The organism is Paenibacillus sp. J2R1T-4, from assembly GCF_059692235.1.
This window is the reverse complement of record NZ_JCAUBA010000024.1, coordinates 65,188-92,060: the sequence shown is the minus strand read 5'-3', so window position 1 is coordinate 92,060 and position 26,873 is coordinate 65,188. Positions and strand designations below refer to the sequence as shown.

The following is a 26,873-nucleotide window of genomic DNA, read 5'->3' as shown; positions in this document are numbered from 1 at the left end:
TCGATTAACGGCTCGGAACCGGTACCCTCTACTGTTACCCTAAAAAGTGAAGTAGGTTCAAGGGACTGCTCAGGAGTGAACTTCGGCGGCCTGTTCCGTAGAGACGCTCTCAATCTGTGACGTCTCTTCCCTGTAAGGAAGCACTGCTTACTCTTCTCCGTCAACGCATTTGATATACCTGTAATTATATGCAAAGCACTGCTAGGATGCAAGTGTGAGAGTGTATTTACTAACGGTAGCGGCTTACCGACATCGTTGAGGTTGGAAGTATAACATTTCCATTTTATTTGGAAGAAATAATATGTATCTCAAATGGATAGTATGCGAAGTAGGAATCATATGATCAGATAATCCATGTTTTTAGCGGAAGATGTCCATGTTCTTCATCTCTTTACGGGAGTAAGCTACAGACAAGAAGGTATTATTGTACTTTAATGAAGATTTCAACTTGATGAGCTTCGTGAGAGAAAGGTTACGTGTCAGAATGAAACCCGAATCCAGAATTTACTTGGACGCTGTCCTGCAAAATATCAAAAGCATTTCATTCTTCACCTTTCTGGGTGTACTTATTGCGCGCCTTGGCGCAAGCGACTTCGAAATCGCTCTGTCTAACTCGCTTCCCGCCTTTTTCTGCGCGCTTTCCCTAGCCTTTCTAACCCGCCAACTCCCCCTCACACGCGGGGTCTTTTTAGTTAGCGGATACGTTCGACAATTCGCTTTTATTTGTATGGCCTTATCGATCCTATTACCTGATCCCATACCTGTCTTATTCGTGTTCTGGTCTATCAATGCGATCTCTGTAATCGTAACCTCTGCCCAACAGCCCGCTATTTTCAGACGTGTTATTGAGCCAACCAGGTTCCCGATCTTGTTCAGTCGAGTCAAAATCATTGCCATTGTCATTGCCACTGTTGGGAGCTTCCTGATCGGAAATACTTTAGATGCAACAGATCAATGGTTCCCATACAACTATGTCGTTTCCATGCTGATCGGATGTCTCTCTACCTTCACAGGGATGGCCCTTATTGCTAGTCTCGCCCCGCGGGAAAAGATCAAAGTGCAGTTCACATGGGTACGTCCCTTTCAGGAATGTGATCGGCAAATATGGTGGATGGGGCTTAATAATGCAGGGATTGCTATGGTAGCTCCGCTGTTCACGATCTATCACATTAAAACACTGCATCTCACCAATACTCAAATCGCTTACTTTGTTGTTGTATCCGGCATCGTGTCTGCGCTTTCCCTTCCTTTTGTTCGTAAGCTGATGGAGCGCTTTGGTGCTAATCTTCTGTATAAAGCGTCTATACTGGGAATGGCTGTCGCGATTTTGCCATATGGCCTCGTCAACTCCTTCTGGATGCTGATCGTACTGCAAGCTTGGGTTGGCTTATCCATGGCCATTGCGGAAGTATCTACACAAACGCTAATGATGCGTGATGCTGAGAAACACAAGAAGGAGATGGCTTACTTCTCCGATTTCCAGCTTGTCATGCATCTCGGGAATACGATTGGTCCGCTGATATCAGGCGCCCTTCTCTTATTCCTTCCGCTGTGGGCAAGCTTCTGCGTTATTTTTGGACTGCGTCTGCTTTTCTTCGCATCCTATCGCTTGCTGCCAGAGCGTCGTTATGAAACGGTTGAAGAGGCGCCGGAAAGACCGAAGTTAGGTTCATTGGGATACAAATAACCGTTGATGCTTGTGTAACAAGCTTCAACGGTTATTTCTTTTTAAATGAAGTTAAGGGTAGTGGGTTTCTTCTTTCCTGTTAGTTAGCGGATTTAAACTTAACTTCCTGCTTCAGTGCTGCCGCAATTTGCTCCGCATACCCCTCGAACAGCTCTTTTCCGTGATATTTAGGTCCCATCAGCTCAGTACGGTATTTCGGCCAATTGGTGGAATCCTTTTCTTCCAGCAGCACTTGAGCTTGGTACACATACAACTGCTTACGGAATGCGGCAAGGTCATAGCCTTGTACAGGAGCAACATTCGTCCCGAGCAGCGCGTATTTGTAACCTCTTAGTTGCTCAACGATTTTACGATCGCGGTCTGTTTCTGTCGAGTTCACAAGCTCAAGACCAAGAGGAGTCGGAGCGATCGCAATGCTGCCGAATATGGCGGCATATATTTCATTGTAACCTTGGTTATCGGTGAAATCTTTCTTATAAGCATCTGAATCGACTATCACTTTCTTGCCGTCACGCTTGTAATGAGCGCCCTCTAAGCCGTAGTGGGTAAGTAGGAAGCCTTCTTCGCCTGCCAGCCAGTCAAGTATTTCAATCGTGCGCTTTATTTTTTTCTCATCGGACTTTGAGCTGATCATGAATGGAGTGGACGGGAGCGCCTGATAGCTCAAATAGTTATTCGGTGCGATGTTGAAGGGTACAAATTCGGCCGCTACTCCGGTAACATCTTTGGTTTTTTTCTGAACACTGTTGGGCGAATTTTCGAAAGCGGCTTCCCGTCCAGTAGAGTAGAAGATTCCGACTTTACCCTGTTGAACTTTATCGAGATGTGCGGGGCTCTTCTGCAGGTACCAATCTGGATCGACAATCTTTAGATCGAGCAGCTTGCGTATATCATCCAGAACGGCGCTGAGACGAATGTCGCTTCCTGAGTCTATGAATTGATTTTTGTCGTCAACATAAAACCCTGGGTTCAAGTTGTGCTTAAGCCATACCGGAAAGTCTTTTGGAATTCCCGCTCCGCCTGCTGCAGAAGTAATACCGTACGTATCGTTCTTCCCATTGCCGTCCGGGTCATTGAACGTAAACGCTTTCGCAACGGCGAGGAATTCATCGTAATTGGTCGGCACCTTCAGGTTCAAGCTCGGATCCTTTTTGTTCAGTGCATCAATCCAGTCTTTTCTCACATAGTGGGAAATAAACTGCTCCCGGTTGAAAGGAATCGGCGCTCTCATGAATACATCTTGAACTTGATAGCGTTTCATATCCGTTTCGTTGATCCAGTATTTGTAATAGTTAGTCATCGTTTGCGGTGTCACATATTTGGTCAAATCTGCCGTAATTTTGTCGATGATGTACTTGTTCGACTCGGCTCCGCCTGCTTGGAACATGTCCGGGAGATCGCCGGAAGAAAGGCGAAGGTTCAGCTTGGTTTGAAAGTCGTTCAAGTTGGAAATGTAATCGACTTTCAATTCTACGTTAAACTTCTCTTGAATTTTCGCAAGAATGATATCTTTGCTTTTATCCGAAGGTAAATTCTTGTTCGGAGGACCCATGATCATAAAGTTGAGGGAAAGCTTTTCTTTTGTTTCCGAAGGTGCTGCTGTTCCAGTCCCTGCACTCGGCGTTGCTGACGGCTTCTCTCCCGATTGGCCGCAAGCTGCAAGCACCAGAGCGGATGTCAATGACAATGCGACGATTTGATTCAGTCTTTTCATTAGAGTACCCTCCTGATAAAAGGTTAATTAGTATAATTAAAGAAAACGCTTTCATTATGAATAAAATATACCCCTTTACTACTTGCACAAGGTTGCATTACAACTCATTCAAATGGTTTAGCTATTTAGTCATTTATCATCCCCTAGTGAAGTTTACTAATTCATTTCTAATCTATATATAATGTATAGTTTGCCTAAATAATTGTCAATACAAATTCACGATTAATTCATATTGCAATAAAAATAAACCACGCCCTTTCGATTCACTCGAAAGATACATGGTTTACAGATTCATATCACCTAGCCGCCGGCTTTGACCTTGCTGGATTCCGATAACGCTTCTTCAATATTGCTGCACATTGTGTCCTTATCATGAAGCCCTGACCAATACAGTTTCGCTTCACGCAATACAATATTAAGATCTGATGGACTCAGTAATAAGTCGGTCGATAACCGGAAAGTAGGAATAAGCTCCCTGAACATGTGATACCGGGATGGGCTGTTGTTAGAATCGTTCAATCCCTTCCATTCAGCCGCGCTTTTGTTGGCCGGTATGCTTAGCGTTCGCTTACGTATGAGAAGCTGAGCTTCGTAAGAAGTCAGAAAATCGGACAATAGTTTGGCGGCTTCCTTAACCTTCGATTTCCGGTTAATGGCAAGTCCAATAATTATCATTAATGTTCTGTATTCGTGAGAATAAGGGACAGGAGCAATATCAAACGAAAAGTCGGCGTCTTTAAAATAGTTAAGACCCGCATACGTTGTCATGATGATCGATACTTTGCCTTGCAAAAACAACCGCTCTGCATCCGCGTCGCTGGCTGAAAGCGTTGCTGGAAATACGTTCTTCATGCTCAGTATTTCCTTGCAAACATCCAAGCTGTCTATCAGCTTAGTATCGGCTAACGTATAGTTCCCGCGCTCGTCCGGCTCGAATCTCATCCCGCTTTGGAGCATAAATACCGGAAACCGGTTACGGGCGGACATAGAGAAGTAGAAACCATATCGCTCATTACTTATCGCCAGCTTCTCCGCGACTTCAAGCAGCTCCGACCACGACCATCCGCTATCGGGTTCTGGTATGCCGCTCTGAGCGAAATGCTCGCGGTTATAGCATAGGACGAGGGGCGCGAAGATCAACGGTTGCACTAACTGACTGCCATTTACAGTGAACGGCTTCGTAAGAAACGAATACTGGCTAGGAATGTTCTCCACTGGCTCCAACATATCGGTCGCATCGTGCTCTAGCAATGTCTGGAAATTGTAATCGTTGATGGTCACGATATCGAGCAGATTGGCATCCATATATTCTTTGGCGAAAGTGTAATAACGGTTTGTAGGCATGCCAAGCGTTTGCACATGAATATTAGGGTAACGTTTATGAAATTCCTCGAGTATATATTCAATATTAGTCTCGGAGTTAATCGTGCTGTGATAACCGAACCGGACGATCGTTTTTCCTTCGGGTCCAGGGTTAACGATCCTGTTGCCTACTTTTGGAATTTTCTCGATCATGCCTTCCAGGACAAGCAACTCCAGCCCCTTGCGTACAGAGTTGTTGCTTAGCTGGAACTGCTTCCCGAGCTCCGCTTCGGATGGCAAATACTTATCGGCCTCTAGTCTGCCCGATAGGATGTCTCTTCGTAATAGTTCTACCATTTCGTCAAGCCGGTGTTGAAATGTTTTGCGGCTTTGTTTCTCTTTTTGTGGCATATCCCAGATCTCTCCATCCTTGCGAACAACGTCACAGGTTGTAATACACATCTAGATTATATCATAGCTAAACATTGGCTTGCATATTTAATGGGTTCCTAATGGAACAGGATTCTTCATCATCTAATACTTAAAAGTCCCCCTGACAATAGCAGGGAGACTCCTTCTAGATCGAAGTTACATAGTTACTGCAATTGGAACGATGCAATCAACGCTTGGACATCGGAAGCAAGTATATCTTTTGCGTTTGGTGTAATCTTGTCCGCCATCGCTGGATTGTTCAAATGCTTCAGAAAATCTTCAAGATGCTTGACAGCTTTGTCTTCATCACCTTTATCGAGAAAGTGATGGGTTTGTTTAATAGCATTCGTAAGCTGGCTTGCCACAGAATTCTGAATATCCCCAGCTTGAATGTACGCATTCAGTTCATTCTCAACCGTTTCCAGAGTGGATGCAACTGTAATTGTTATGTGATTGGTTTCAAACGAAGCGCCATCAATTACGACCTGGGCCCATATTTCAGCAGTCCCAGCATTTTTAGCAACAGGCTTACCGTTCTCAAAGGCGACAACCGAAGGATTGCTGCTAAAATATTGAGGATTTCTTCTCTCCATCTTTTGGATCGTGCGTCCTTTTTCCAATAGTCCTGTTATGGCAGCTTCCGTTGTTTCGTTTCTTGTCAGGCTTGCCGTCGTGACATCCAAGCGTGCCCCTATTGGGCGGACAACCACCCCCGGAATGGAAATCTTAAGCAGATCGGTTTCCTCGGTCAAATAAAAATTCCCGAAGTCGTCTTGGGTAAATCGGTTATGTTTACCGGCGTTTCGAATGACTGTCTTTTGTTTGGTTACCCCATCGATTACAAAAAACTGATTATTCTGGACGCCATATACATTCCCGTCGGTGCCGACCTGGAACTGGGCATCGCGCCAAATAGCACTGCTATACGAGCGGGTGACAAGATTTTTCCTAAAAACGACCTCTCTTGTCACCGGATCAAATATGAATAGATCACCCTCTGCAGAGCCCCAAATCATACCGTCTGGTCCGACAATCAATTCCGTAATCCCTCTTTTTCCGGGTATTGGAACGACCTCGAACACTTTCTCCTTTTTCTCCACATCCCATATGAACAGCTTCGCTTCCGTCTCTGTAGGGATAGCGCCCAGACCACCCCATATGTTCGATCCGCCGTAAATGAGTCCGTCTTTATAGGTTACTGCTGTTACACTCTGTTGATCGATTACATTCCAGTACACCTCGCGTTCATGCGTCTCCAGGTCAAAAATGACAAGCGCCCCGCCGTTGTAGCCGTATTTTGGAACAGTACCAATAACGAGCTTTCCTTCCTCGGGCATTACGGTTCCAGCAAGTCCCCGATCCTGAAGACCAACGTCAGAAGCGGTGAACAAAAAGTGGGGGTTCGGTTGATTCGGATCCTGTCTGTCCCATGGCAGCGACTGGTCATACTCATATACGTTCATTCCGGTATAAGTGACATAATAAATTTTATCCTTGTAGCTATAGACCATGTCGGTTTGATTCCCCGGTACCGTCTGTTCTTTACCGACCGTCTGCTTGGAATATTCTTCTCTTTGACCCGTCACAGGATCATAGATCGCATTGCCGCCAACTACAAAAGCGCTTGTATGAATTCTGCCGTCGTTCCCTTTGCCCGCTGTGTGTAAGCCGCTAGGCTCACCATCGATAGGGAGGAAAATATTCCTGACTTTGCCCGTCGCCGGACTGTACTTGAATAGTCTACCTTCCATGATTCCAATTAGCGTGTTCCCGGGAAAATCCGGATCGGAAAGCTGGGCGAATGTGAATCCGTTGCCATCTGCGAGTGTATCAATTCCTAGCATGTTGTATTGCTTCGTATTGAAATCATAATAGCCAAGCTGAGAAGCTGCTGTGAAGTAAATTTTGTTCTCGTCAGGAGACTTGGGCGAAACAAGTCTAGAGGTTACAGGTGTATCCGTATCTTCAAACACGCCTCTTGTCAGATCAAGGGCGACTGTCGCTCCTGGAGAAAGCCTCATGAACAGCTTATCCTCTACAACCTTCATATCCCAAACGAATTGTGCCGCCGCAGCAAATCGTTCCGGGAGCTGGATTTCGGTCTTCTCGCCTGTATCTCGGTCATATCGAATAACATGGGCATGAGAACCGATCCCGAAGTAATAATCGTTTCTTGCTGCATCGTAAGCTACCGAATAAGCATAGAACTCTTCAGGCGTAGCTCGGCCTAAGTTAACCAACTCGCCCGTTGCCGTATTATACTCGAAGGTCTCATTTCGGTTGTACGTTCCACCTATAAGAATTCCTTCCGGTCCATTCTTCAAATCAAAGGTTGCTGAGCCCGGTAACTTCTTTACAAAATGCACCTTATCTTCCCCGGGAATATATTGGAACAGATTCGTCGGCGTTCCAGCCACGTATACGGTCCCATCGGGCTGAACGGTAAGACCTCTTAGATGCTCGCCCTTGTAATATGTACCATTCACCGTATCCTCGACTACAATTTGCTTGAGCACTGTTTCCGTATCCACATCGATCACCAGCAATTTGGCCGGGATACCTTGTAGTGTTGCGTAAGCGAGTGTTCTACCTGAAGGTTCCGTGTGGAATACCGCTCTTGAAATGTCGATGTTATGCACAAACTGACCTAGATTCGTCAACTCGTATGGAATGATGACTTTCTCCTCGATGCTGAAGTGGAGGTCATCGACGGTAGTTGCTCCCTTGCCTGCATTTTGAGAGTAAATCAATACTCTCGCGATAGTAGCTGTTGCCGGGGCATCCGCCTCTAAATTATATTCAGCCCATTCATTCGAAGGAGTCAAAGTTACAAATTTGTTGCTGAGTGAACTGCTTACAACATTATCCTCCGGTTTTTTGTATGTTGATGCCTACAAACACGGTACCGGTAGTGTTTGTAGCCTTGATCCGCAAACGCAACGAATCCCCGCTGGAAACCTCGATTGGATCGCTGTATGCAATAACGGCAGTGGCAGTTGAATTGTCCGTAACGATCAAGCTATTAGAGCCTTCACTGCTTAAAGTATCGGTTACTTCCATTGCGATCCCCGTGGCGGTACTTCTGAGCTGCCAGCCCGGAACAGGGCGATTCTCATCCCCCAACATTTCGAAACCCGGATTGACTAGAAGATTAGGCGGTGCCGTCTGGGCACTCGCGGGCAAGGAGTTCGTCATAATAGCCGATGTTAAGAGACCTATAGCGAGCATCGTTCTAACCGCAGTCTTCCATAGCTTTAATCTCATCGTTTATCCCTCCGTATACTTTTATGGATGTCATCCCAATAACCGAATCAATAGCTGAGTATTGCTCCAATAATACCCCCTGCATCTTCTTGATATCTTTCATAAACATCAGATGCTTGGTCCAAAGGAAATTGCTCCGTGAACGTAGAGTCTATACGAACTTGACCAAGTTCAATCATGCGGAGATAGGCACTCATATTACGCCCTTCCGTCCACCTCACGTACCCGACCGGATAATCGACCCCCTCCTTCTCATAGCTTGAATCATACCGTCCCGGCCCGCCCGCGCGAGATACCATCAATTGGACTTCTTTCTTGAACATGGACGAGCGATTAACATCCGTTTGCAAATCGCCAACAACCACGATCTTTCCTCTGTCCCGAATCCATGAAAAGCTTAGATCCAGCAATTCCTTCTGCTTTCCTCCGATGCAATGAAAAACGGCATCCGCACCCATTCCCATCGTCATAGTCTTAACCGCCTCATTGACGTCTTCAGGACTGCTGCAAACGGTGACATAAGGCGTTGATTCCAGAGCTGCCCTGCGATTAGGCAACAAATCAACCGCGATCACATTCAATCCTGCCGCTGCTGCGATCCGTGCCATCAATTGCCCCACCATTCCAAGTCCAACAATGACAGCGGTTTCACACAATTGCAAAGCTGACAACCGGAGCGCATGCATCGCGATTACTCCAATTCCGACAGTAGACGCCTCAGCCAGCTCGACACTATGAGGGACAGGTACAACGAGCTGCTTGGGAACGAGAATATATTCCGAGTGCCGGACAAACGGTCCCCCATAACAAGCGACACGTTGACCTTCTTCAAGTCCTGAAACTCCCTCCCCGATGCCGACTGCAATTCCTGATGCACTATAGCCAATCGGGAATGGCGTTTCACGCATCGCTCTTATCGATGATAATTCCGTCCCGGGACTGACTGTCGAGTAACACGTTCTGACCAGCACATGCCCTTTCTTCAGCTCGGGGAGTGGTTGATCCAGCAGCGATACATTGCCAAGTTGACTGACTACAACCTTCAAGGCGATATCCTCCTTCAATTAGAGTACGGCATGATCTAATTCATTTATAATTCATATTAACTGTATAATCATCCTGAAAATTTGTCAATTCAAATTCATTATTAATTCATATACTCCATTCTATCCAACCACGACCTGAATGGCTTACTGCCTGCAGATTATGCATGAACTAGCGGAATATGGAAATGATAAAGGTGCATCAACCTCACACTTTAAATCTTCCAAAAAGGAACTTATGGGAACTAGTATGGAACAAGGCAGCCCTTCGCAAGAAAAACAAGCGATCTCAACGGATCTGGAATCGAATATCCAAACGATTCATTCCCGGCTAGGTTCATGTCCGGATGTGATCGTCCGAATCATGAACAATAAAAGGGAAAGTACGGACGGTTTACGGTTTGCCCTTATCTATATCGACGGATTAGTAGACACAACGAACGTAAACTATATGATTGGAGAAATCGCAAAGCAAACCGAATGGGAATTACCTGAGCTCCGAAGCCCCGCAGGCTTTTTCCGATTCCTCCAAGATCAAGCGCTTGCCGTCGGCGGACTGAAAGAAGCTCATACGCTGGAGGATGTGTTTAGCAGTATTTTTAACGGAAGGACCGCAATTTTGTTGGATGGCTGCAGCATCGCCCTAACAGCAGATACGATAGGCGGGAACATGAGAGCTGTGGAAGAACCCAGTTCCCAGACAGTCATTAGAGGCCCTAAAGAGGGATTCACGGAGCATGTACGGACCAACACGGCTCTGCTTCGACGTAAGATTAAATCGCCCGATCTTCGTATAGAGATCAAAATTATTGGAAGAAATACGCAAACCAATGTCGCTGTCGTGTATTTGAAGGGAGTCGCGAACGATAAAGTGGTTGAGGAAATCAATAAGCGTCTGGATTCGATCGATACCGACAGCATTTTGGAGAGCGGGTATCTCGAGGAATTTATCCAGGACGCCACGTTCACGCCGTTTCCTACCATACAAAACTCCGAACGTCCGGACGCGGCTGCCGCCGGTATATTAGAAGGTCAAATTGTCATCATCGTCGATGGAACGCCTTTTGTCCTGCTGGCACCCGTTACTTTCTTCAAATTTTTCCAATCGAGCGAGGACTACTACCAGCGTTATGACATCGCGACATTTTTACGCATCATCCGTTACAGTTCATTCTTCTTATCCATGCTGCTTCCATCTCTGTATATTGCCATTACGACCTTTCATCAGGAGATGCTTCCTACAACTTTGCTGATCAGCCTAGCCGCCCAACGGGAAGGCGTGCCCTTCCCCGCATTGCTCGAGGCCATGATGATGGAGATTACGTTCGAGGTATTGCGCGAAGCAGGCGTTCGAATGCCGCGAGTCATCGGCCCGGCCATATCGATCGTAGGCGCCCTGGTTCTTGGACAAGCTGCTGTACAAGCTGGCATAGTCTCAGGTGCCATGGTCATAGTAGTCTCGTTTACGGCCATCGCGAATTTTGTTATCCCGGCTATCAATATGGCTATTGCGGCCCGTCTAATCCGCTTCTCTCTCATGATCCTTGGGGCAACGTTAGGGCTATTCGGCATTATGTCCGGCTTAATGGTCATGCTGATTCATATGGCAAGCTTACGATCCTTCGGAGTTCCTTATCTAATGCCTGTTGCTCCTCTTATTAAAGGAAATCTGAAAGACGTATTTATTCGCGTACCTTGGTGGGGGATGGTCACACGGCCCCGATTGATCTCCTCCAATCATGTGAGACAAGCGAAGGGGCAAAAACCGTCGCCGCCTGATAAACAAACGAATCCTGAGGGAGATAAGAGGGACTCATGAAACAAAAAATAACTTCATTTCAAGCTATTTTGTTAGTCATGAGCACGATCCTGCCGACCGCTATTTTGACGGTGCCGAATCATGTAGTCCGTTTCTCCAAGCAGGATTCGTGGATATCCATCGTGATTGCCACGATAGTCGGGGTGACGTTCGCCTCGTTAATCGCATCCATCTGTCGGCAAAATCCGGAACAGACCTTCCTGGGTTGGTTGCAAGGCCGATTAGGCCGAAAGATGGGCACGTGTATCGGGATTTTGTTAACGTACTATTACTTTACGGCCGCTTTAATCATTCTCCGTGAATTTATCAATTTTCTAGGCGAGAATGTCTTGACCAAAACGCCATCATACATGCTGTTGATGGTTACTGCTGGCGTAGCCATGTATGCCGTCAGTCAAGGAATCGAGGTCATTGCACGGATCAATCTGGTCGTCGTTTTTGCCGCCATTCTCGTCTTTCTCATCACCGTCATTTTGCTGGCAAAAGACGTTCACCCTCGATTCCTGCTTCCTTTTTGGGATCAACCTTTGTCTGTAATCGCACAGGGCGGCATGCTTCCGGTAAGCTGGCTTTCCGAAGTTGCCATTGTATTGCTGGTGGCTCCTTTCTTGAATCATCCGCAAGAAGCAGGAAAAGTTGGGATATCGGGGGTGATCCTTGCCGGGGTGGTACTGAGTGTATTCGTCGTTGCAGCGGTTACAATGTTTGGTCCGAATCTCCTCTCGCATATGTCCTTTCCAACCTTCAATATGATTGGGATCATTCAGGTCGGCCGATTCTTGGAGCGGGTAGATATTTTGTTTATCTCAATCTGGATCTGTTTGATGTATGTGAAAATTTCCATATTCATGTTCGGTGCTTTTCATTGCTTTGTCCAAACGTTCCGGATCAGAAGCGAGAAGCCTTTTCTGTTCGCTCTGGGGCTCCTTGCTGTACTAAGCTCCTTATACGCTTGGCCGAAAACGCCGTATTTTAATTATTTCAGTTCATACGCTCTGTTACCCCAATTGATAACGTTCAACGTCATCCTTCCCCTGTTCATTTGGCTCTGTCTTTGTGTGACTAGTACGAAAACATTGGAGGGGGGGAACTAACATGCGGAAACTGAAGGCATTCGCCGCATTGCTCCTGCTATGCGCCATTCTCCCTGGATGCTGGAATCGGGTTGAACTAAACGAGCTTTCTATAACATCCGCAACCGCCTTCGATTTGGATGGAGACGACTGGCTCATTTCCTATCAGGTTGTTACCCCCTCTGCCATTTCGTCCGGCATGGGAATTTCTGGCGGAGGATCGTCCCAATCGCCTGTAATCGTCTTCTCCACTCGAGGTCGAACGATCCGCGAGGCCGTTAACCAGAGCACTTTGGAACACCCGCGCAGGCTCTTCTTCTCCCATACGAATGTCCTTGTGGTCAGCGAAAGTGTGGCGCGCCGGGGATTGAGCCAAATCCTAGATTTATATTATCGCAACCCCGACGCTCGTGAAACGGTTAACGTGCTGATTACAGCTGGAAACGCGCGATCCATTCTCCAGCAATTGATGCATACCGAGAAAATTCCCGGTATGGGTATTCGTCAAATTATTCTCAATGAATCCCGTAATTCTTCTATGCTGCCGAGCGTTATGATGTACGAGTTGGCAATGGCTTTGACCAGTGGTGCGAAAAGCGCCGTGATCCCGGAAATCGTCCTGTCAGGAGAACCGGCTGAGGCGTCACTCAATGCATTGAAAAAATCGTTTAATGCTTCCAAACTAAAAATGGGGAAACTCGCCGTGATTCATGAAGATAAACTGGCAGGATGGTTAACGAAAGAGGAAGGGTTCGGGGTATCCTTTATCACGAATAAAGTGAAAGCCAGCACCATTGCGTTTTCCTGCAAACAACCCGATGGGAATACTTATAATTCATCCTTCCGGATGGAAACCTCCTCCACTAAGCTGACGCCCAGGAAGGAGAACGGACATTTTATTATGAATGTGGACATCAAAGGAGCCGGGGTTCTCGTGGAAAGCAACTGCTCTTTGGACCTTACCAAACCCGAAGTTATTAAACAATTGGAGCAACAGCTGCAAGAGGAGATTACACGAATCGTGAAAAAATCGTGGCAAGCGACCAAACGCCTGCATGTCGATGTACTGGGTTTCGCGGATGTCATCCATCGCAAATATCCGAAGGAATGGAAAAAAGTAAAGAATGACTGGGCTTCCGAGTTTGTCAAAATGAAAATAGAGCCCCATGTCACCATCTCCATGGATCGGATTGGTCTTAACAGCAAAACCTTCCAATCTCCAGAAAAAGGTGATGAGGGATGATCTCGCCATGAAGACGGGTTTATGGATGGCCTTGTATGGCATTTTTCTCTACTTGGGTATCCGTCAGATGCTCCAAAAGGGACATGCACTTAATATTTTCTGGTACGCCTGTTTGCTTGGATGGTGTGCTTATCTTAGTTTGGGGAAGCTTCACGGTTGGCCCCTGCTGACAATCGTGTCCCCCATGCATGCTTTCTTTGTACCTGCAGGCAAATGGTTAGAACATCTTATGGGAGGTCCGCCAAGCGAATGACAAGGAACATAGAACGGATTTCCAAAAACCAGCTCGCCTTCATGATCGTGCTGTTCGAAATCGGCAGCACCCCCCTGTTTCTTATTGGGAGTAAAGCCAAACAGGACGCATGGCTGGCTATGTCATTCGCGGCGGTATTCAGCTTGCTGCTCGTTTGGTTATTTTTATCCATTCAGCAAAAAGAGCCGACCCAAAGTCTGATGGGCATTCTGAAAATCTACTTCGGCCACATTCTCGGGTCAATCGTTGGCTTGACTTACATCCTATACTTCAGTTACGAATCGATGCGCAACGTCAGAGACTTCGGCGAATTGATGGCACTGACTCTTCTTTCGCGGACCCCTATGACCGTTACTATGCTAATCGTGGTCCTCATTGCCGCCTACGGCGTTTACAAAGGCGCAGAAGTGGTTTTCCGTATTGCCGAGGTGCTATTGCCGGTGGTCATGGTTAGTTACTTCATTCTCATCCTGCTGCTATTCCTTACAAAAATTGTTCACTTCCATATGCTGGCCCCCGTAGCGGAGAATGGCTTGGGTCCTGTCCTTAAAGCTGCATTCCCGGACATTGTCTCTTTTCCATTCGGGCAGATGGTCATCTTCCTCATGTTTTGGCATTTGAGCAGCGAGAATCGTATCCCGGTAAAGGCATCTTTCGGAGCGTATGCATTGGTTAGCGTTTTTTTAATTTTTATGAATGCTATCAATATGGCCGTCCTGGGTCCGACTTTAGTCGGTATGAGTGCACTTCCCCTCTTGCAATCCGTACAGCTCATCTCGATCGCACGCATATTCGAACGTCTGGATGTATTCGTAACCATACTGATCTATATCGGGTTGTTTATGAAGATGATCGCCTTTTACCTGTGCGCCGTACTCGGCTTATCCCAATTAACTGGAAAGGTTTATCAACGTTGGGTATTTCCTGTCGGCTTGATCATATTCGGCACTTCCTTTTTAGAGCCTAATTATACGTATCACATTTCGCTAGGTTTTACGTTCAGCCTCAAAATCTTCACCCTTTTTCAAATCGCCATTCCGGTTGTACTTTTTATTACCATGCTGTTGACCAAAAAGAGGGTTGCAGGAGGGGCGCATTGACCGCCCCTTGTCGGATGGCAAGAACATTAAAGTGGGAGCGCGCCTGTCAAATCACGTGTTACATGAATATCGGTGCGAGCAGAAAGGCTGCAATAAAAAAATCCAAAACAGTGCACCATTCCGCATACCACCGCCAGACGATCTTGTTGCTCCGCAAATGTGCAAAGTCCCAGACCGCATGGCCGATATAACCTGCCGCAAGCAGGATCAGTCCCGTTTCTCTGTCGACATACAGAGACACTAACGCGATAATGCTGAAAAACAGTAATGCGGCCGCCTGTATCAAGATGGTACGAACCCCGCGGAGATGACCGCGAATTGCGCCTGCAATCGGGTAGACAAGCGCGATGAGAACCAGGATAAATGACATGGGATCCGTCGAAGCAGGGAACCCTGTTGCGGCCATAGCCAACGCCAGGAAAGAAGGCCATCGTTTCTTAACCAATTCCACCCAAGAAAACTTCGTTCTTCGTTTCTCCATAATGTTTTCATTTTTAGAATACTCCATTTCATTCACTCCTTGTTTTTCTTTTTCACATAAAAGATATCAAAATGCGATTCCTTTTACGTCTATCTGCAGTTGATTTTTATTTCGTATCTATATCGATCGATTGATGAACAAGACGGATTCATCTGTTATGATGAAGTAAACCGCCCGATTGAAGGAAAGAACAATGAATCTAAACATATTTCGGCACTTTGACGCGCGCGCCGCGCATATTACCTTTATCGTTGCTTTTTTCATATTGATCATGCCCGAGGATCCGTTTCTACATGTCCACGTAATCATCGTTTACGCTTCTTATTCGGCTTGTTATATATGGATGGCGGTGGCGCCTAAAGGATGGTGGAACGCTGAAAGATTCGTTATTGCGGTTTGCGTTCTTATCGCAATAACCCTCATCATTCGCACCGTTCATTCCGATTACCCGGATCACCGCATTTTCTGGCCGCTGCTGTATATGCTGGGTGTGGCCGATCCAAAATGGAACCGTTCGACCGTTACTCTCGCCGTCGTCACTGTTTGCCTCATTTTTGTAATGATGCTGGTCGACGCGGTTTCATATGGCGCTCTTATTGCAGCTGTCCTAATGTATATCGCGGTCAGAAATCAAAGCCTGCTTCGCGAAGCACATCAAATGAACCGAAAGCAACTGGAACAACTGAATACAGCGTATTCCGAATTGCAGCAAACATCTGTTCAGGCGATGGGTTATGCTGCGCTGACGGAGCGTACGAGATTGGCACGCGACATTCATGACGGGTTTGGACATCAGATGACCTCGCTTATTGTTCAACTTCAAGCGTTGAAGCTGATGATTCCGCAAGATCCGGCTGGGGCGGCAAACAGCGTAGACGAGATTCTGAAGGTTGCTAGGAAAGGGATGGATGAGGTAAGGCTTGCAGTAAAGGAATGGTCGGACGATGAGAAGGGGCTGGGACCGATCGCACTGAAAGGCCTCGTCTCTCAAATCGAAGCCAATTCTATGTTACGGATAGTATACAAAGAAATCGGACCTATCTGTGAGTGGCCGGTTGAATGCAGCGTGATACTCTACAGAATCTTGCAAGAAGCGTTAACCAATATCCTCAAGCACGCTGATGCGAAACAGGTTGACATTGTAGTGGAAGAAGAGAATGAACATGTAAAGCTTCTCATTACGGATGACGGTTATTTCAGCGACGAGAAACCTTTGAATTTCGGATTTGGCCTAAACGGTATGATCGAAAGATGCAAATCTGCCGGAGGGAGCATCGTTTTCTCCGCAAATTCACCGAATGGTTTAAAGATACAAGCCGTTATTCCGCTTAATATAACATCGAGTACGGCTAATAAGGAGACGTTTCATGCAAACCGGGAAAATGATTCGAATCGTACTGGCGGATGACCAACCTTTCATCCGTAAAGGACTGCGTTACATAATAGACATTCAAAAAGATATGCAGGTGGTCGGAGAGGCTTCGACCGGAGAAGAAGCGGTGGACATTGCATTGCAAAACGTTCCGGATCTCGTCTTGATGGATATCCGCATGCCGGGCGGAACGGGTATCATGGCAACAAAGTCTATCGTTGAAGCTTTGCCTGACACAAAAGTCGTCCTCTTAACGACATTTGACGTTGAACAGTATGTGTTTGACGGGATTCGTGCCGGGGCTTCCGGCTATTTATTGAAGGATACGGAAACCGATGAGTTGCTGAGCGGCATACGGGCCATTCACCGGGGGGCAACCCTGTTCAATAGCAGCACGGCCAAACGCGCTCTAGACCAAATATTAACTTCAGGTATGGAGGAGCCGGATTCACCCGAGAAAGATCGGCTGCTTGGCGCCTTGACGGAGCGTGAAACGGAAGTATTGCAGCTGCTTGCTTACGGTAAGAGAAACCACGAAATATCTGCGATTTTATGCATTTCAGAAGGCACAACAAAAACGCACATACACCATATCATGCAAAAACTTGGGGCGCAGGACCGCACACAGGCAGTGGTCACTGCAATTCGAATGAAGCTGGTGAAATAAATAAGGAACAATTGGAATATCCGGAGAGATTTGCGGCGCTTGCGCCTCTGTACTTCTCATTCCAGCGCATCCACTCGTGAACGGAAGCCAAAGTTACGGGATCTAGTCTGCAAATATGAGTTGCGCTTCGCACATGAACAACAGTCGCCCCTCCAATTCCATTGGAGGGGCGACTATCGTACAATTATAATTCTTACTTCGTTTTCCGCGTTAGCGTTACGATCAGCGACAACGCTCCCAGCACAGCCGCTGCGATGGACAAGATCAGCGGCAAGTTGCTGTCTGCATCCCCATCATCGCCGCCATGTCCTGCGGCACCGCTGCCTGTGTCATGGCCATGCGAGTCTGTTGCTCCGCTTGCAGCCTTAACTGCTGTAACTGACGCAGGCTTATCAGAGCCTTCCGCTCCGACCCATTCGGCTACACTGCCATTTTTATAAGTCTGATACGACTTCCAGGAGAGCGACTTGGCATCGGCAGATACTTTGCCGGACAGGTTGAACTCCGTGAATTCTGTAGATGCCAGGCCGGCTCCCGTTGCTGTGAATACAACACCCGTAATTTTCCCTGTGCTATCCTTGCTTAGCTCATACTTCCAATCCGGTTTCGGCTCTACTCTGGAAATCGTAACACCTTCGGGAAATTTGATCTCGACCTTCATCGTGTTCGTATCCGGAGTCTCACTCGGCACCCGCACCGTAAATTTCTCATACGTGTTTTGTGTAGTTTCCTTCGGATATACAACTACGTGGGCGCTGGCCATTCCTGCGAACATGAACATGGCTAGCAAGCACGCGGTTAGAATCATACTTGTTTTTCTCATCATCTGCATCCCCTATTCTCCACTAATCTTGTACTGTATTAATATTAGTCATAAATGGACAAGTTGAGAATGACTCAACCGGGCTATTTTGAGGGGCGATTTTGAAGGTTGTGTGTCAATCCATGCCGGACTGCATAAGCCGTTAACTGGACGCGATTCTCCAACTGCAGCTTCTCCAGAATATTCTTGATATGATTCTTCACCGTATTCTCAGCGATAATAAGACGCTCTGCTATTTGACGATTCGTTTCCCCAGAGGTTACACAGCTCACCAATTCACGCTCGCGCGGGGTCAAAATATTAGGATTCGGCTCAGTGCCCCCGCCCCCCTCCGCAAAGGCTCCTGCACCCGTACGGAAATGTTGAAACAGCTTATCCGCCAGCTTTCTGGACACTGCTGCATCTTCATCCAGCAATGCCCTCAAGTAGGACAACCAATCGTCCGGATCCATGTTCTTGAGCAAATACCCTTGTGCTCCGAATTGAATAGCCGAGAACAAATCTGCAGCATGGTCAGAAACCGTCAGCATCACAATACGAATATGAGGATATTGCTGCTTGATCTGCTTAGTTGCCTCTAGCCCCGACACCTTTGGCATGTGAATGTCCATTAATACTAAATCCGGCTGCAAGTTGCCGCACATAACAATGGCTTCTTGACCGTCTGAAGCGTCACCAACAATCTCGAATAGCTCATCGCCTTCTAACAACGTGCGAACCGCTTGGCGTGCAAGAGGATGATCATCTGCTATCAGAACACGATATTTATGCATCTATACTATAACCTCTGCTTTCTTCCGAGTATAATCACTTCCGTACCACCGCCATCTTGTACAGCCGTTCGTATCGTAAACTCAGCTTCCAGCTCCTGAACCCGCTTGCGCATCATAGAGATGCCGTATTGACTTGGTCCAATCTGGGTTCCCTCCAGACCAATTCCGTCGTCACGAATGCGAAGCGTCCACGTCTCAGCAGACTCAGTAAGCTCAATTACTGCACTGGCAGCCTGTGAATGTTTGCGTACGTTCGTAAATGCCTCTTGTACGATCGAGAACAATTGCACCTGTTGTGAGGCTGACAGCTTGACGTTCTGCCATTCTATCTTCTGGGCAACGTCTACACCTGTCATAGCTTCCCACTGCTGCACCCACAGCACGATCCTCTCCACGAAGGATATCCCGTCCTCCGGCAAGGACCGCAAGTTAAAGATGGCTTGACGCAAGTGGTGATCAATCTCCGCAACAGCGGACCTTGCTTCCTCCGTCTTCCCGCGCTTCAGCTGAACATTCAGGAAAAACACATTCTGTGCAATATTGTCGTGAAGCTCTTGCGCCAATCGTTCTCTTTCCTCATATACAGCACGCTTCGCCTGCTCTCCTGCCAAGCTCTCATTCATCTCAGCGATGTTACGGAACATCCAATTCGCGAATATAAACGACAGAATGAAGGTCAATAATATGATGTAGAAGTTACCTATTTCCATCGACAAATAGTGCAGCATAAATTCGTGGCGGATAAGCTCAAAACCGCCGATTATGAGAGGCGGCAGGATAATCGTAAACCACTTCAACTTGCGTAACGACAAGCCCGCCACCTCCACACCTCTTAATAGACTCTCGTTTGGGATTTATACACCGTCTCGTCATCCTGGGAATCCATAACACGGAATTCCAACGCCCAGTTCCCCGCAAAAGGAATATAAGGACCGGAAGCTTTGTACGTATACTTTACATAACGATCCTGCTCCTCGAACTCTCCTTCAGCCTTCTCAACAGCAGACTGAACCAAAGGAACGTTTATTGCTGCGAGATCCTTCTTGTCCTTGTTTAACAAGCTCAATTGGACATTCTTCGGCAATCCATCCTTCTCCAGCATCCAGATATCGACTTGAATCTGATTTTCGCCCGGCACCTTCGGACTGATCCGGGCCGTCATGTGAACCTCTTCGCCCATCTCATGCCAATACAATGGCTCGTTGGGAGGAACAGGGCTAATATAAGTGAACAGCCCAACAATCGCAAGGATAATAGCCATCGCAGCCAAATCCAGACGCAGATAATCACGCAAGTCCTTCTCATTACGTTTCTTCAGAGCGAAGCGGATGCCTGCCCCAATCATGAGAACGAGAGCAACGAACACCACTTTGGCAATCAATAATTTGCCCCATTGGGAGTATAACAAGTAATGCAAGCCTGGCAAATATATAAGCGTCGAAATGATCCCTGTGACGATCAGGACAACTAATGCGAGTAGTGCTCCACGGGAGAACCGCGGCAAGAAACCATCAACGAATGCTCTCTGTGGCTTCCAGCCCGCCATGATCAGCAGCAGCCCGCCGACCCATATGGCCGCAGCCGATAGATGCACCCAGTTCAACGCTACAGTAACCCACTGCGGATCATAACCCATCGCGTGACCGTTTAAGCTTTTGACTGCTAACAGCAGGACGAACCATGCGCCATCCAGCAGCTTATTGCGATACAGCACAACGAAGCCTGCCAACGACACAATCAGACTTAGCGCCCAAGAGCGGCCTACCCAGGTGCCTGTGAATAAGGACATTAGTTGCCCTACCCCTTCATCACCCAGCAAATCTTGAAAATGAAAATAAATGAAGGCCAATAGCGCAATCAAATGGATTCTTTGCAGGGAGAGCAGCCACGACTTGTAAAAGGCGACTGAAGAAGTATTGCCCAAATGCTCCGGACGCAGATATATTCCCCAGAACACAACACCTGCGAGTGCAAGTAAGCTTATATAATAAACGATACGGAAAATATAGCGAAGCAGATCAGTCAGCCTCATATCCGTAGACAAGCCGTGATCGGCATGCAGGGATTGATCGGGACTCACACCGGTTCCTCCTGATGGTTGTCCCACAACAATGACATAAGCGCCCTCTACTGGATGGCCATCTGCCGAGACCACATGATAGGATACCGTAAATCGGCCCTCCTCCAGTTCAGGCATAGTCAGCGTGACCGTTTTCTGATCTTGGCTAAGAACGGCTTTTTCTTTAACCGCCTGACGGCCAATTTCATCGAACACTTTGATATAAAATAACTCTGACTCTAGTCTCTCGTTGAAGTTCAATATGATTTGTTCGGGAGGTTCTTGAAGCTTGGTATTCGGTTCAGGCTCCGCCTTCACGAGAATCGCATGTGCGGATGTATGCTGTACATGGCCGAACAGACCTGCTCCGAGCAGTGTTAACACGGCGAACAGCAGAATGGAGAAGCGAACTCCGCTGCGCAAATAATAAGATAACCCTGTCATTCTATGTTAGCTCCTATCTGGATTCATTAGTTACACATGATGCTGGTAAAGCTTCTATTCCTCTAATTGTTTGCGACCCCTGAACCCCTCGTTTACTCCATGATAATGAGAGACTGTTTCTTCCCCTTGCATCCAGCATAGCAGCACTTCTTCGCCATTCATGATAGCGGGAAAATCTACAAGCCCCATGTCAATATCTTTTAGCTGTGCGCCCTTCATATGTACACTCTGGATTAAAGTGCGGGCTTCCATTTGCAGAAATTCCATTTCACATTCCAATTGAAAAAAAGGATCATCTCCATTCAGAGATATAGCCCCAGCTTCTTTCCATTTACGCAGATCATTATATTTCTCTTCGAAGTTGTGTTTAATTTGCTGTAAGGAGCTAATTTCTTCCCGAATTTGAGGAATCAGCGCATTCGCTTCCTCTAACGTAAACCATTTGCGTTCCATCCTTTTCTCGCCTCCTTCATCGATTGTATCAAATCAAGTGAATAAAGAAAAACCCGACAGCACATAGTCGGGTATGAACGTGAACGAATGATGAACTTTGTTATTATTCCAGCCCAAGCAGCCTTCTCACACGCATCTCCAGCTCCACTAAAGAGAACGGCTTCGACATATAATCATCGGCTCCAAGCTCGAGACCGCGAGCTACATCGTCTTCTCGTTTGCGGCCGGATAACATTAAGACTCGCATCGAGCTATCCTGGAAAGCAGGCTCGTTCCTCACCTTTTGCAAAAATGTTAATCCGTCCATCTCGGGCATAACGCCATCTAAAATGCACAAGTCCACACTCTGCTGAAGCAAGTAGCGATAGGCCTCTTCACCATCACATACTTGTTCGATCTCGATCGGCAGCATATCCAGTCTTGAAGCCACAATTGAACGAAGAATTTCATCGTCATCCACGATCAATACACGCTTGCGAACCGGATCAGGTTCTGCAACTCCAGTATCTGCTGCGGTCTTCTCGCCTGCCACAATAATGCGGTTGCGTCCTTGCTCCTTGGCTGAATACATGGCTTCGTCAGCTGTGCGCAACCATACGGGCACCTGTGTCCCGGGAACCCATTCCGCCACTCCTGCGGAGAATGTAATCGAATAAGTCTGGCCTTCAAGCTGGGCTACAGGGTTCATTCTCGCATGCTGCAAAATCCCAGTAAGCAGCTTAACCGCCTGATCGTCCGTTGTATTCGGTAAGAGAAGAACGAATTCCTCTCCGCCGTAACGGGCGAGCACATCCGTGCTCCTAAGGCGCTGCTGCACGAGATGTGATAATCCCTGAAGCACCAGATCACCCACCGCATGTCCGAATGTATCATTCACACTCTTGAACCGATCAATGTCTATAAACGCGAGGGTTATCGGAGCGGGATATCGCTCAATCCGTTGTAATTCCAGCTCGATATGGTGATCGAAATACCTTCGGTTATATACACCAGTTAGAGGATCCCGAAATGCCATTTGCTCAAAATTCTTGGTGCGGTTAAGCAAGCTATAGATGCGTGCAGCCAACTCTTCATAACGGAATGGTTTGGTCAAATAATCACTGGCCCCAAGCATGAGGCAGCTGATCTTATCATTCACATCTTCTCTGGCGGAAAGAACAATCAATGGCAACCATTTCAGAGTAGGATCTTCTTGCAGAAATTCAAATAGCTCATAACCTGACTTGGGGTACATCATTAGATCAAGTAGAATAAGATCGTAATGATTCTCGTGAAGAAGTCTCTGAGCGGTTTCGACATCTGACGCATCTTCAGCGATATAACCGTCTAATTCCAATCGCTTAACCAAATAAGAGCGCAGCACCGGGTCATCGTCTATGAGCAAAATTCGGCTGTTCTCTAGTAAATTCCCTAACTTTAAGCCATGCTCCTTTTGAGTGCTCAGTTGAAATTCCCGAATATGGATATCCCGTTCCATCTTAAGCAGGCGAAGCGTGTTTCCTGAATTCTGCAGACTGATAGCCGCATGATTGGACCAGTCTTCGGCATTCAGACTCGTAGCGGTCTCACTCTGAGTCCATTCCCATTCCTTCAGCAAAGTGTCCGCGAGCTTGCCAATCGATACAAGTCCGAATATAGGGGCGCTCCCTTTCATGGTATGAACGATACGGTACCACTGCTCAGCTCCTTGCCAATTCGGAGAATATTCAAGCTCTGCGAACAAGGTATCCAGCATTTGCAGTTGATTCTCCATCGCTGCCAAGTACCGTTCCTTGCCTTCCCCTATGAGTCGCTCGCTGTTCGATTTCTTGTTTGATTCGGATTGTTTACGATCCTCTCTCATCGTTGTTCACTTCCACTTCGATAATGTCCTTCTTCAATTTCATTTCTTTCACATGGATACCCATTTGCTCCAGTGAGGTTGCTAATGACTGCTCATTTTGCATCGGGAACACAACTGCGCCTCGTTCTTTCCCTCGAGCAATAAGCTGTTCCGCTAATTCCAGTAACCGTTCTACAGAGAAAGGCTTCTTAAGGAATTTTTCCGTATCGGTTTCATGAAAATGCTTGGGCTGCTCCAGGACCGTCGAAACGATGATTGGAGTATTCTCGTATAAAGGTCTCTTCAACAGCTCCGTGACGAAGTCCCATCCGGACTTTTGCCCATCAAGCTGAATATCTACTATACAGAGTAACGGTCTCGCAGAGGACTGGTTTAACGAAAAGATTGCAGCCTCCGCCGTCTTCATATGCACGGTTGGCAGTTGTAGCTTTTCGAAAGAAACGGTAATTAATTTGGCCAGATTCTCATCATCTTCTACAATCACGATACTGTTATCGACTTTGTTCGCCACGTAGGAATCCATAAAAACTTGAAAAGTCGTTCCTTGACCAAGCACCGAGTCATAGGTTAACGATCCTTTGTGCGACTCGACGATTTCCTTCACAATAGACAAGCCGAGACCCGTTCCGCCTATTTGTCTGCGATCCGAATTATCTACACGATAGAATTTCGAAAATAATTTGTCTCTCGCTTCTTCAGGAATCCCTAGTCCGTAATCTTGAATCTGGATGACGACTTGTTTGCCCTGCTGGGCTATCCGCAGATCGATCCGATCTGCTCCTGGCGAGTACTTCACCGCATTGCTGATCAGGTTATGGAATACTTGCGTCATCTTATCATAATCCGCCAAGACGAAAGCTGTTCCCGATTCCGGAACATGGATATGAATTTGATGGTCCTGTTTTCCTTGCCACTGCTCCATGACGTCTTTTAACACCGTAACTACATCCACCGGAATTAATTGATAGGACTGCTTCCCGGATTCCATTCTTTGCAAATCCAAAAAGTCGTTAATCAGACTAGATAAACGGTTCGCTTCTTTGTAAATGGTCTCCATGTATTTCCGTTGTTTGTCCTTCTGAATATCTCTATGCAGCAAGATCTCCATAAAGCCAAGAATACTTGCAAGCGGTGTCCGCAGCTCATGCGAGACGATGCTTATGAATTCATTCTTCACTTCATCCGCTATCTCTTCGTCCGTACGGTCCCGGAATACGAATAAAAAGCTCTTACCGTGATCTTCTCCGTCCGCAACGACATTTACATACAGCTCGTAGTGACATTCACGGCCTTCATCATTCAGGATTGTAAATTTCTCTTCCAGCACGTCAAGCTGTCCCGACAGCACGCTTTCTATTAGCAAGAGAATCGATTCTCCGCGAGACTTGACTTTTGTAAGCAAATCCTTGAATATTTGTTGAATCGTAAAATCGTGGGTTTCCTCAACTCCGAACGTCTCATGCATCCAGCCATTGGTGAATTTGACCCTTCCGTCACTATCACACATGACCATTCCTTCGTGCACAGATTCAACGATTTGTCTGACAAAATCCCGTTGCTCCTGCAACCCTTCCTTTTCCTGAGACAGCTCTTCATTTAGTTCTTCAAGCAGCTCTGCTTGTTTCCGGCGGTCTTCATTCACGATCTGCGCCATATAAGCCAAGGAGAACTGACGGACCAATCCTGTCGTCAGACGTCCCATAGTCTCCGAACCTCGCGACTCCTCATAAGAGGTGAGCAGCAGTAAGGCGAGAAGCTCCGATTGGTCGTCCAACAGCGGGTAATAAATATCGGTGGCTGTCTCATACCCGCCGTGAATGCCGCGTTCTCGATCCGAGAGCCTCCTGATACGGGTAATAGCCCGTTTCTCTATCATAGCCCGCTGACTAACCCCGAATAGCTCCTCATAGGAAGCTGGCAAGTAGCCAGTCGGATAGCCGTAAGCATGGATGACTTCATAAGTACCGCTATGCGACCTAGGTGCAACGAGGACGGCTGCATCCATATGTAAAGCCTGCAGAAGCGCTCTGACCGAATGCTCCATGAATGCAGAAAGCTCTGCATATCCGGTCAATTTCTCCTGATAGGAGTTAATGAACTCCAGCTCCCGCTCTCGATCGGTCAGCTTCTCAAGCATAACCTCTTGCTCGTTCTGTTGGGCTGTTATCTCTTCATTCTGCGCTTCTAGCAAATCGCGTTGATCTATTAATTCCATATTGGATTGCTCTAATTGATCGCGCCGCTGTTGAAGTTCGCTGGACATGAACGTAATGCCTTTCATCAATCGTCCAAGCTCGTCGGTCCTGCCATTGTCGGCCAGTTCTACATTATAATTCCCTTCCGCAATCTGGTTAACGGATTGCCCCACCTCTATTAAGGGTTGGATAACATTGCCGCGTAAGTACCGAACCAGGAACAGACCTGCAATCAAACATCCCACTACAATGAATAAAGGTATATAGATTAAGAAACCTGTATCTCGCCGATTGTCATTGAGTAGTTTGCCGAGGTGAGTGTCCTGGATCTCTAGAATCTCATTGAATTTATTGTCCATGCTCCTTACCGCATCAGACGTGTTCAGAGAAAATGCCGCAAGCTCTTCGATTTCCTCGGATTTCTTGAGTTCAACGGACTTCTGCGAATACTTCACATATTGTTCCCATATAACAGAAACCTCCTCTAGTAACTTGTACTTGTGGGTTTCTGAAGCGCCTAGTCCATATACGTATTGCTTGAAGGTATTAAGATTAATTGCAAACACCTTGGCTTGAACATTGAACTCCTCAAGAAACTCGTCTCTACCATACGCCAGGAATGCTCTCATATCGGAGACATTGGTCTGTGCTTGGTTGTGTAATTGTTCAATCTGGACTTGATCGTTTAGTTCCTGTTCAAGCTTTTCACGCGTATCGGTTATCCGTTCATTCATATAGATTCCCACAGCTATAACCACGACCGCGAACAATGCCATGACCGTAAAGATGAATGAAGAGACCTTGAATGCCAATCCTTTGTTCCCCGTGCTCAT

21 protein-coding genes and 1 other annotated feature (1 of these 22 running past the window's edge) are annotated in these 26,873 nt (G+C 46.9%); of the genes, 8 read left to right on the top strand and 13 right to left on the bottom strand.

Going from position 1 to position 26,873, the window contains the following annotated elements:
* Positions 1-173: a binding site (T-box leader), on the bottom strand; it reaches 82 nt to the left of the window's first position.
* 311 nt (positions 174-484) lie between these two features.
* On the top strand, positions 485-1,687 hold the full coding sequence (locus tag AC58QD_RS28505; protein WP_497338441.1) for an MFS transporter: 1,203 nt from the start codon (positions 485-487) through the stop codon (positions 1,685-1,687).
* A gap of 79 nt (positions 1,688-1,766) precedes the next feature.
* Here the strand turns inward: AC58QD_RS28505 and AC58QD_RS28500 are convergent, their stop codons facing one another.
* From AC58QD_RS28500 to AC58QD_RS28480, 5 genes are all read right to left on the bottom strand, one after another.
* A complete protein-coding gene (locus AC58QD_RS28500; protein WP_497338440.1) occupies positions 1,767-3,401 on the bottom strand; it encodes a type 2 periplasmic-binding domain-containing protein in 1,635 nt (544 codons plus the stop codon).
* Positions 3,402-3,701: 300 nt separating this feature from the next.
* A complete protein-coding gene (locus tag AC58QD_RS28495) occupies positions 3,702-5,114 on the bottom strand; it encodes an extracellular solute-binding protein (protein WP_497338439.1) in 1,413 nt (470 codons plus the stop codon).
* 185 nt (positions 5,115-5,299) lie between these two features.
* Positions 5,300-7,960, bottom strand: a complete 2,661-nt coding sequence (locus AC58QD_RS28490) for an FIMAH domain-containing protein (protein ID WP_497338438.1) — start codon at positions 7,958-7,960, stop codon at positions 5,300-5,302.
* Between the two features lie 37 nt (positions 7,961-7,997).
* Complete coding sequence (locus AC58QD_RS28485; protein WP_497338437.1) at positions 7,998-8,399, bottom strand: hypothetical protein; 402 nt, start codon at positions 8,397-8,399, stop codon at positions 7,998-8,000.
* A gap of 47 nt (positions 8,400-8,446) precedes the next feature.
* Positions 8,447-9,445, bottom strand: a complete 999-nt coding sequence (locus AC58QD_RS28480) for a zinc-dependent alcohol dehydrogenase (RefSeq protein ID WP_497338436.1) — start codon at positions 9,443-9,445, stop codon at positions 8,447-8,449.
* A gap of 235 nt (positions 9,446-9,680) precedes the next feature.
* On the opposite strand from AC58QD_RS28480, the gene AC58QD_RS28475 reads away from it, so the two are divergent.
* The 5 genes from AC58QD_RS28475 to AC58QD_RS28455 are packed head-to-tail and all read left to right on the top strand — an operon-like array spanning position 9,681 to position 14,930.
* Positions 9,681-11,261 (top strand): spore germination protein, encoded by a 1,581-nt coding sequence (locus AC58QD_RS28475; protein WP_497338434.1) that lies wholly within the window; start codon positions 9,681-9,683, stop codon positions 11,259-11,261.
* Entirely contained in the window at positions 11,258-12,355 is a 1,098-nt protein-coding gene (locus tag AC58QD_RS28470; protein WP_497338433.1) for a GerAB/ArcD/ProY family transporter, read from the top strand. Before AC58QD_RS28475 ends, AC58QD_RS28470 begins: the two co-directional genes overlap by 4 nt.
* A 1-nt stretch (position 12,356) precedes the next feature.
* Complete coding sequence (locus AC58QD_RS28465; RefSeq protein WP_497338432.1) at positions 12,357-13,577, top strand: Ger(x)C family spore germination protein; 1,221 nt, start codon at positions 12,357-12,359, stop codon at positions 13,575-13,577.
* A 7-nt stretch (positions 13,578-13,584) separates the two neighbouring features.
* Positions 13,585-13,830 (top strand): hypothetical protein, encoded by a 246-nt coding sequence (locus AC58QD_RS28460; RefSeq protein ID WP_497338431.1) that lies wholly within the window; start codon positions 13,585-13,587, stop codon positions 13,828-13,830.
* A complete protein-coding gene (locus AC58QD_RS28455; RefSeq protein WP_497338430.1) occupies positions 13,827-14,930 on the top strand; it encodes a GerAB/ArcD/ProY family transporter in 1,104 nt (367 codons plus the stop codon). Before AC58QD_RS28460 ends, AC58QD_RS28455 begins: the two co-directional genes overlap by 4 nt.
* 58 nt (positions 14,931-14,988) lie before the next feature.
* Here AC58QD_RS28455 and AC58QD_RS28450 read toward each other — a convergent pair whose 3' ends face one another.
* Positions 14,989-15,438, bottom strand: coding sequence for a hypothetical protein (locus AC58QD_RS28450; protein ID WP_497338429.1), 450 nt, complete (start codon positions 15,436-15,438; stop codon positions 14,989-14,991).
* 166 nt (positions 15,439-15,604) lie between these two features.
* Between AC58QD_RS28450 and AC58QD_RS28445 the strand changes: the two genes are divergently transcribed.
* The gene (locus tag AC58QD_RS28445) at positions 15,605-16,819 is read left to right on the top strand and encodes a sensor histidine kinase (RefSeq protein ID WP_497338428.1); all 1,215 of its coding nucleotides are present in this window, start codon (positions 15,605-15,607) and stop codon (positions 16,817-16,819) included.
* Positions 16,779-17,450 carry a response regulator gene (locus tag AC58QD_RS28440; protein ID WP_497338427.1) on the top strand — a complete coding sequence of 224 codons (672 nt, stop codon included), beginning with the start codon at positions 16,779-16,781 and terminating at the stop codon, positions 17,448-17,450. The genes AC58QD_RS28445 and AC58QD_RS28440 overlap by 41 nt, the downstream gene beginning before the upstream one ends.
* A gap of 193 nt (positions 17,451-17,643) precedes the next feature.
* On the opposite strand, the gene AC58QD_RS28435 is transcribed toward AC58QD_RS28440, so the two are convergent.
* The 7 genes from AC58QD_RS28435 to AC58QD_RS28405 form a co-directional block, all read right to left on the bottom strand.
* The gene (locus AC58QD_RS28435; protein ID WP_497338426.1) at positions 17,644-18,276 is read right to left on the bottom strand and encodes a YcnI family copper-binding membrane protein; all 633 of its coding nucleotides are present in this window, start codon (positions 18,274-18,276) and stop codon (positions 17,644-17,646) included.
* 80 nt (positions 18,277-18,356) lie between these two features.
* Positions 18,357-19,046, bottom strand: a complete 690-nt coding sequence (locus AC58QD_RS28430) for a response regulator (RefSeq protein WP_497338425.1) — start codon at positions 19,044-19,046, stop codon at positions 18,357-18,359.
* A gap of 5 nt (positions 19,047-19,051) precedes the next feature.
* The gene (locus AC58QD_RS28425) at positions 19,052-19,858 is read right to left on the bottom strand and encodes a sensor histidine kinase (RefSeq protein ID WP_497338424.1); all 807 of its coding nucleotides are present in this window, start codon (positions 19,856-19,858) and stop codon (positions 19,052-19,054) included.
* A 20-nt stretch (positions 19,859-19,878) separates the two neighbouring features.
* Complete coding sequence (locus tag AC58QD_RS28420) at positions 19,879-21,549, bottom strand: copper resistance CopC/CopD family protein (RefSeq protein ID WP_497338423.1); 1,671 nt, start codon at positions 21,547-21,549, stop codon at positions 19,879-19,881.
* Between the two features lie 54 nt (positions 21,550-21,603).
* Complete coding sequence (locus AC58QD_RS28415) at positions 21,604-22,002, bottom strand: DUF2203 domain-containing protein (RefSeq protein WP_497338422.1); 399 nt, start codon at positions 22,000-22,002, stop codon at positions 21,604-21,606.
* 103 nt (positions 22,003-22,105) lie between these two features.
* Complete coding sequence (locus AC58QD_RS28410) at positions 22,106-23,845, bottom strand: response regulator (RefSeq protein ID WP_497338421.1); 1,740 nt, start codon at positions 23,843-23,845, stop codon at positions 22,106-22,108.
* On the bottom strand, positions 23,829-26,873 hold the full coding sequence (locus AC58QD_RS28405) for an ATP-binding protein (RefSeq protein ID WP_497338420.1): 3,045 nt from the start codon (positions 26,871-26,873) through the stop codon (positions 23,829-23,831). Before AC58QD_RS28405 ends, AC58QD_RS28410 begins: the two co-directional genes overlap by 17 nt.

Excerpts from the sequence above, each read along its gene's own strand:
- AC58QD_RS28505 (WP_497338441.1), top strand. The coding sequence starts at position 485 with ATGAAACCCGAATCCAGAATTTACTTGGACGCTGTCCTGCAAAATATC.
- AC58QD_RS28500 (WP_497338440.1), bottom strand. The coding sequence starts at position 3,401 with ATGAAAAGACTGAATCAAATCGTCGCATTGTCATTGACATCCGCTCTG.
- AC58QD_RS28495 (WP_497338439.1), bottom strand. The coding sequence starts at position 5,114 with ATGCCACAAAAAGAGAAACAAAGCCGCAAAACATTTCAACACCGGCTT.
- AC58QD_RS28485 (WP_497338437.1), bottom strand. The coding sequence starts at position 8,399 with ATGAGATTAAAGCTATGGAAGACTGCGGTTAGAACGATGCTCGCTATA.
- AC58QD_RS28475 (WP_497338434.1), top strand. The coding sequence starts at position 9,681 with ATGGGAACTAGTATGGAACAAGGCAGCCCTTCGCAAGAAAAACAAGCG.
- AC58QD_RS28470 (WP_497338433.1), top strand. The coding sequence starts at position 11,258 with ATGAAACAAAAAATAACTTCATTTCAAGCTATTTTGTTAGTCATGAGC.
- AC58QD_RS28465 (WP_497338432.1), top strand. The coding sequence starts at position 12,357 with ATGCGGAAACTGAAGGCATTCGCCGCATTGCTCCTGCTATGCGCCATT.
- AC58QD_RS28460 (WP_497338431.1), top strand. The coding sequence starts at position 13,585 with ATGAAGACGGGTTTATGGATGGCCTTGTATGGCATTTTTCTCTACTTG.
- AC58QD_RS28455 (WP_497338430.1), top strand. The coding sequence starts at position 13,827 with ATGACAAGGAACATAGAACGGATTTCCAAAAACCAGCTCGCCTTCATG.
- AC58QD_RS28450 (WP_497338429.1), bottom strand. The coding sequence starts at position 15,438 with ATGGAGTATTCTAAAAATGAAAACATTATGGAGAAACGAAGAACGAAG.
- AC58QD_RS28445 (WP_497338428.1), top strand. The coding sequence starts at position 15,605 with ATGAATCTAAACATATTTCGGCACTTTGACGCGCGCGCCGCGCATATT.
- AC58QD_RS28440 (WP_497338427.1), top strand. The coding sequence starts at position 16,779 with ATGCAAACCGGGAAAATGATTCGAATCGTACTGGCGGATGACCAACCT.
- AC58QD_RS28435 (WP_497338426.1), bottom strand. The coding sequence starts at position 18,276 with ATGATGAGAAAAACAAGTATGATTCTAACCGCGTGCTTGCTAGCCATG.
- AC58QD_RS28430 (WP_497338425.1), bottom strand. The coding sequence starts at position 19,046 with ATGCATAAATATCGTGTTCTGATAGCAGATGATCATCCTCTTGCACGC.
- AC58QD_RS28420 (WP_497338423.1), bottom strand. The coding sequence starts at position 21,549 with ATGACAGGGTTATCTTATTATTTGCGCAGCGGAGTTCGCTTCTCCATT.
- AC58QD_RS28415 (WP_497338422.1), bottom strand. The coding sequence starts at position 22,002 with ATGGAACGCAAATGGTTTACGTTAGAGGAAGCGAATGCGCTGATTCCT.
- AC58QD_RS28410 (WP_497338421.1), bottom strand. The coding sequence starts at position 23,845 with ATGAGAGAGGATCGTAAACAATCCGAATCAAACAAGAAATCGAACAGC.
- AC58QD_RS28405 (WP_497338420.1), bottom strand. The coding sequence starts at position 26,873 with ATGAGCACGGGGAACAAAGGATTGGCATTCAAGGTCTCTTCATTCATC.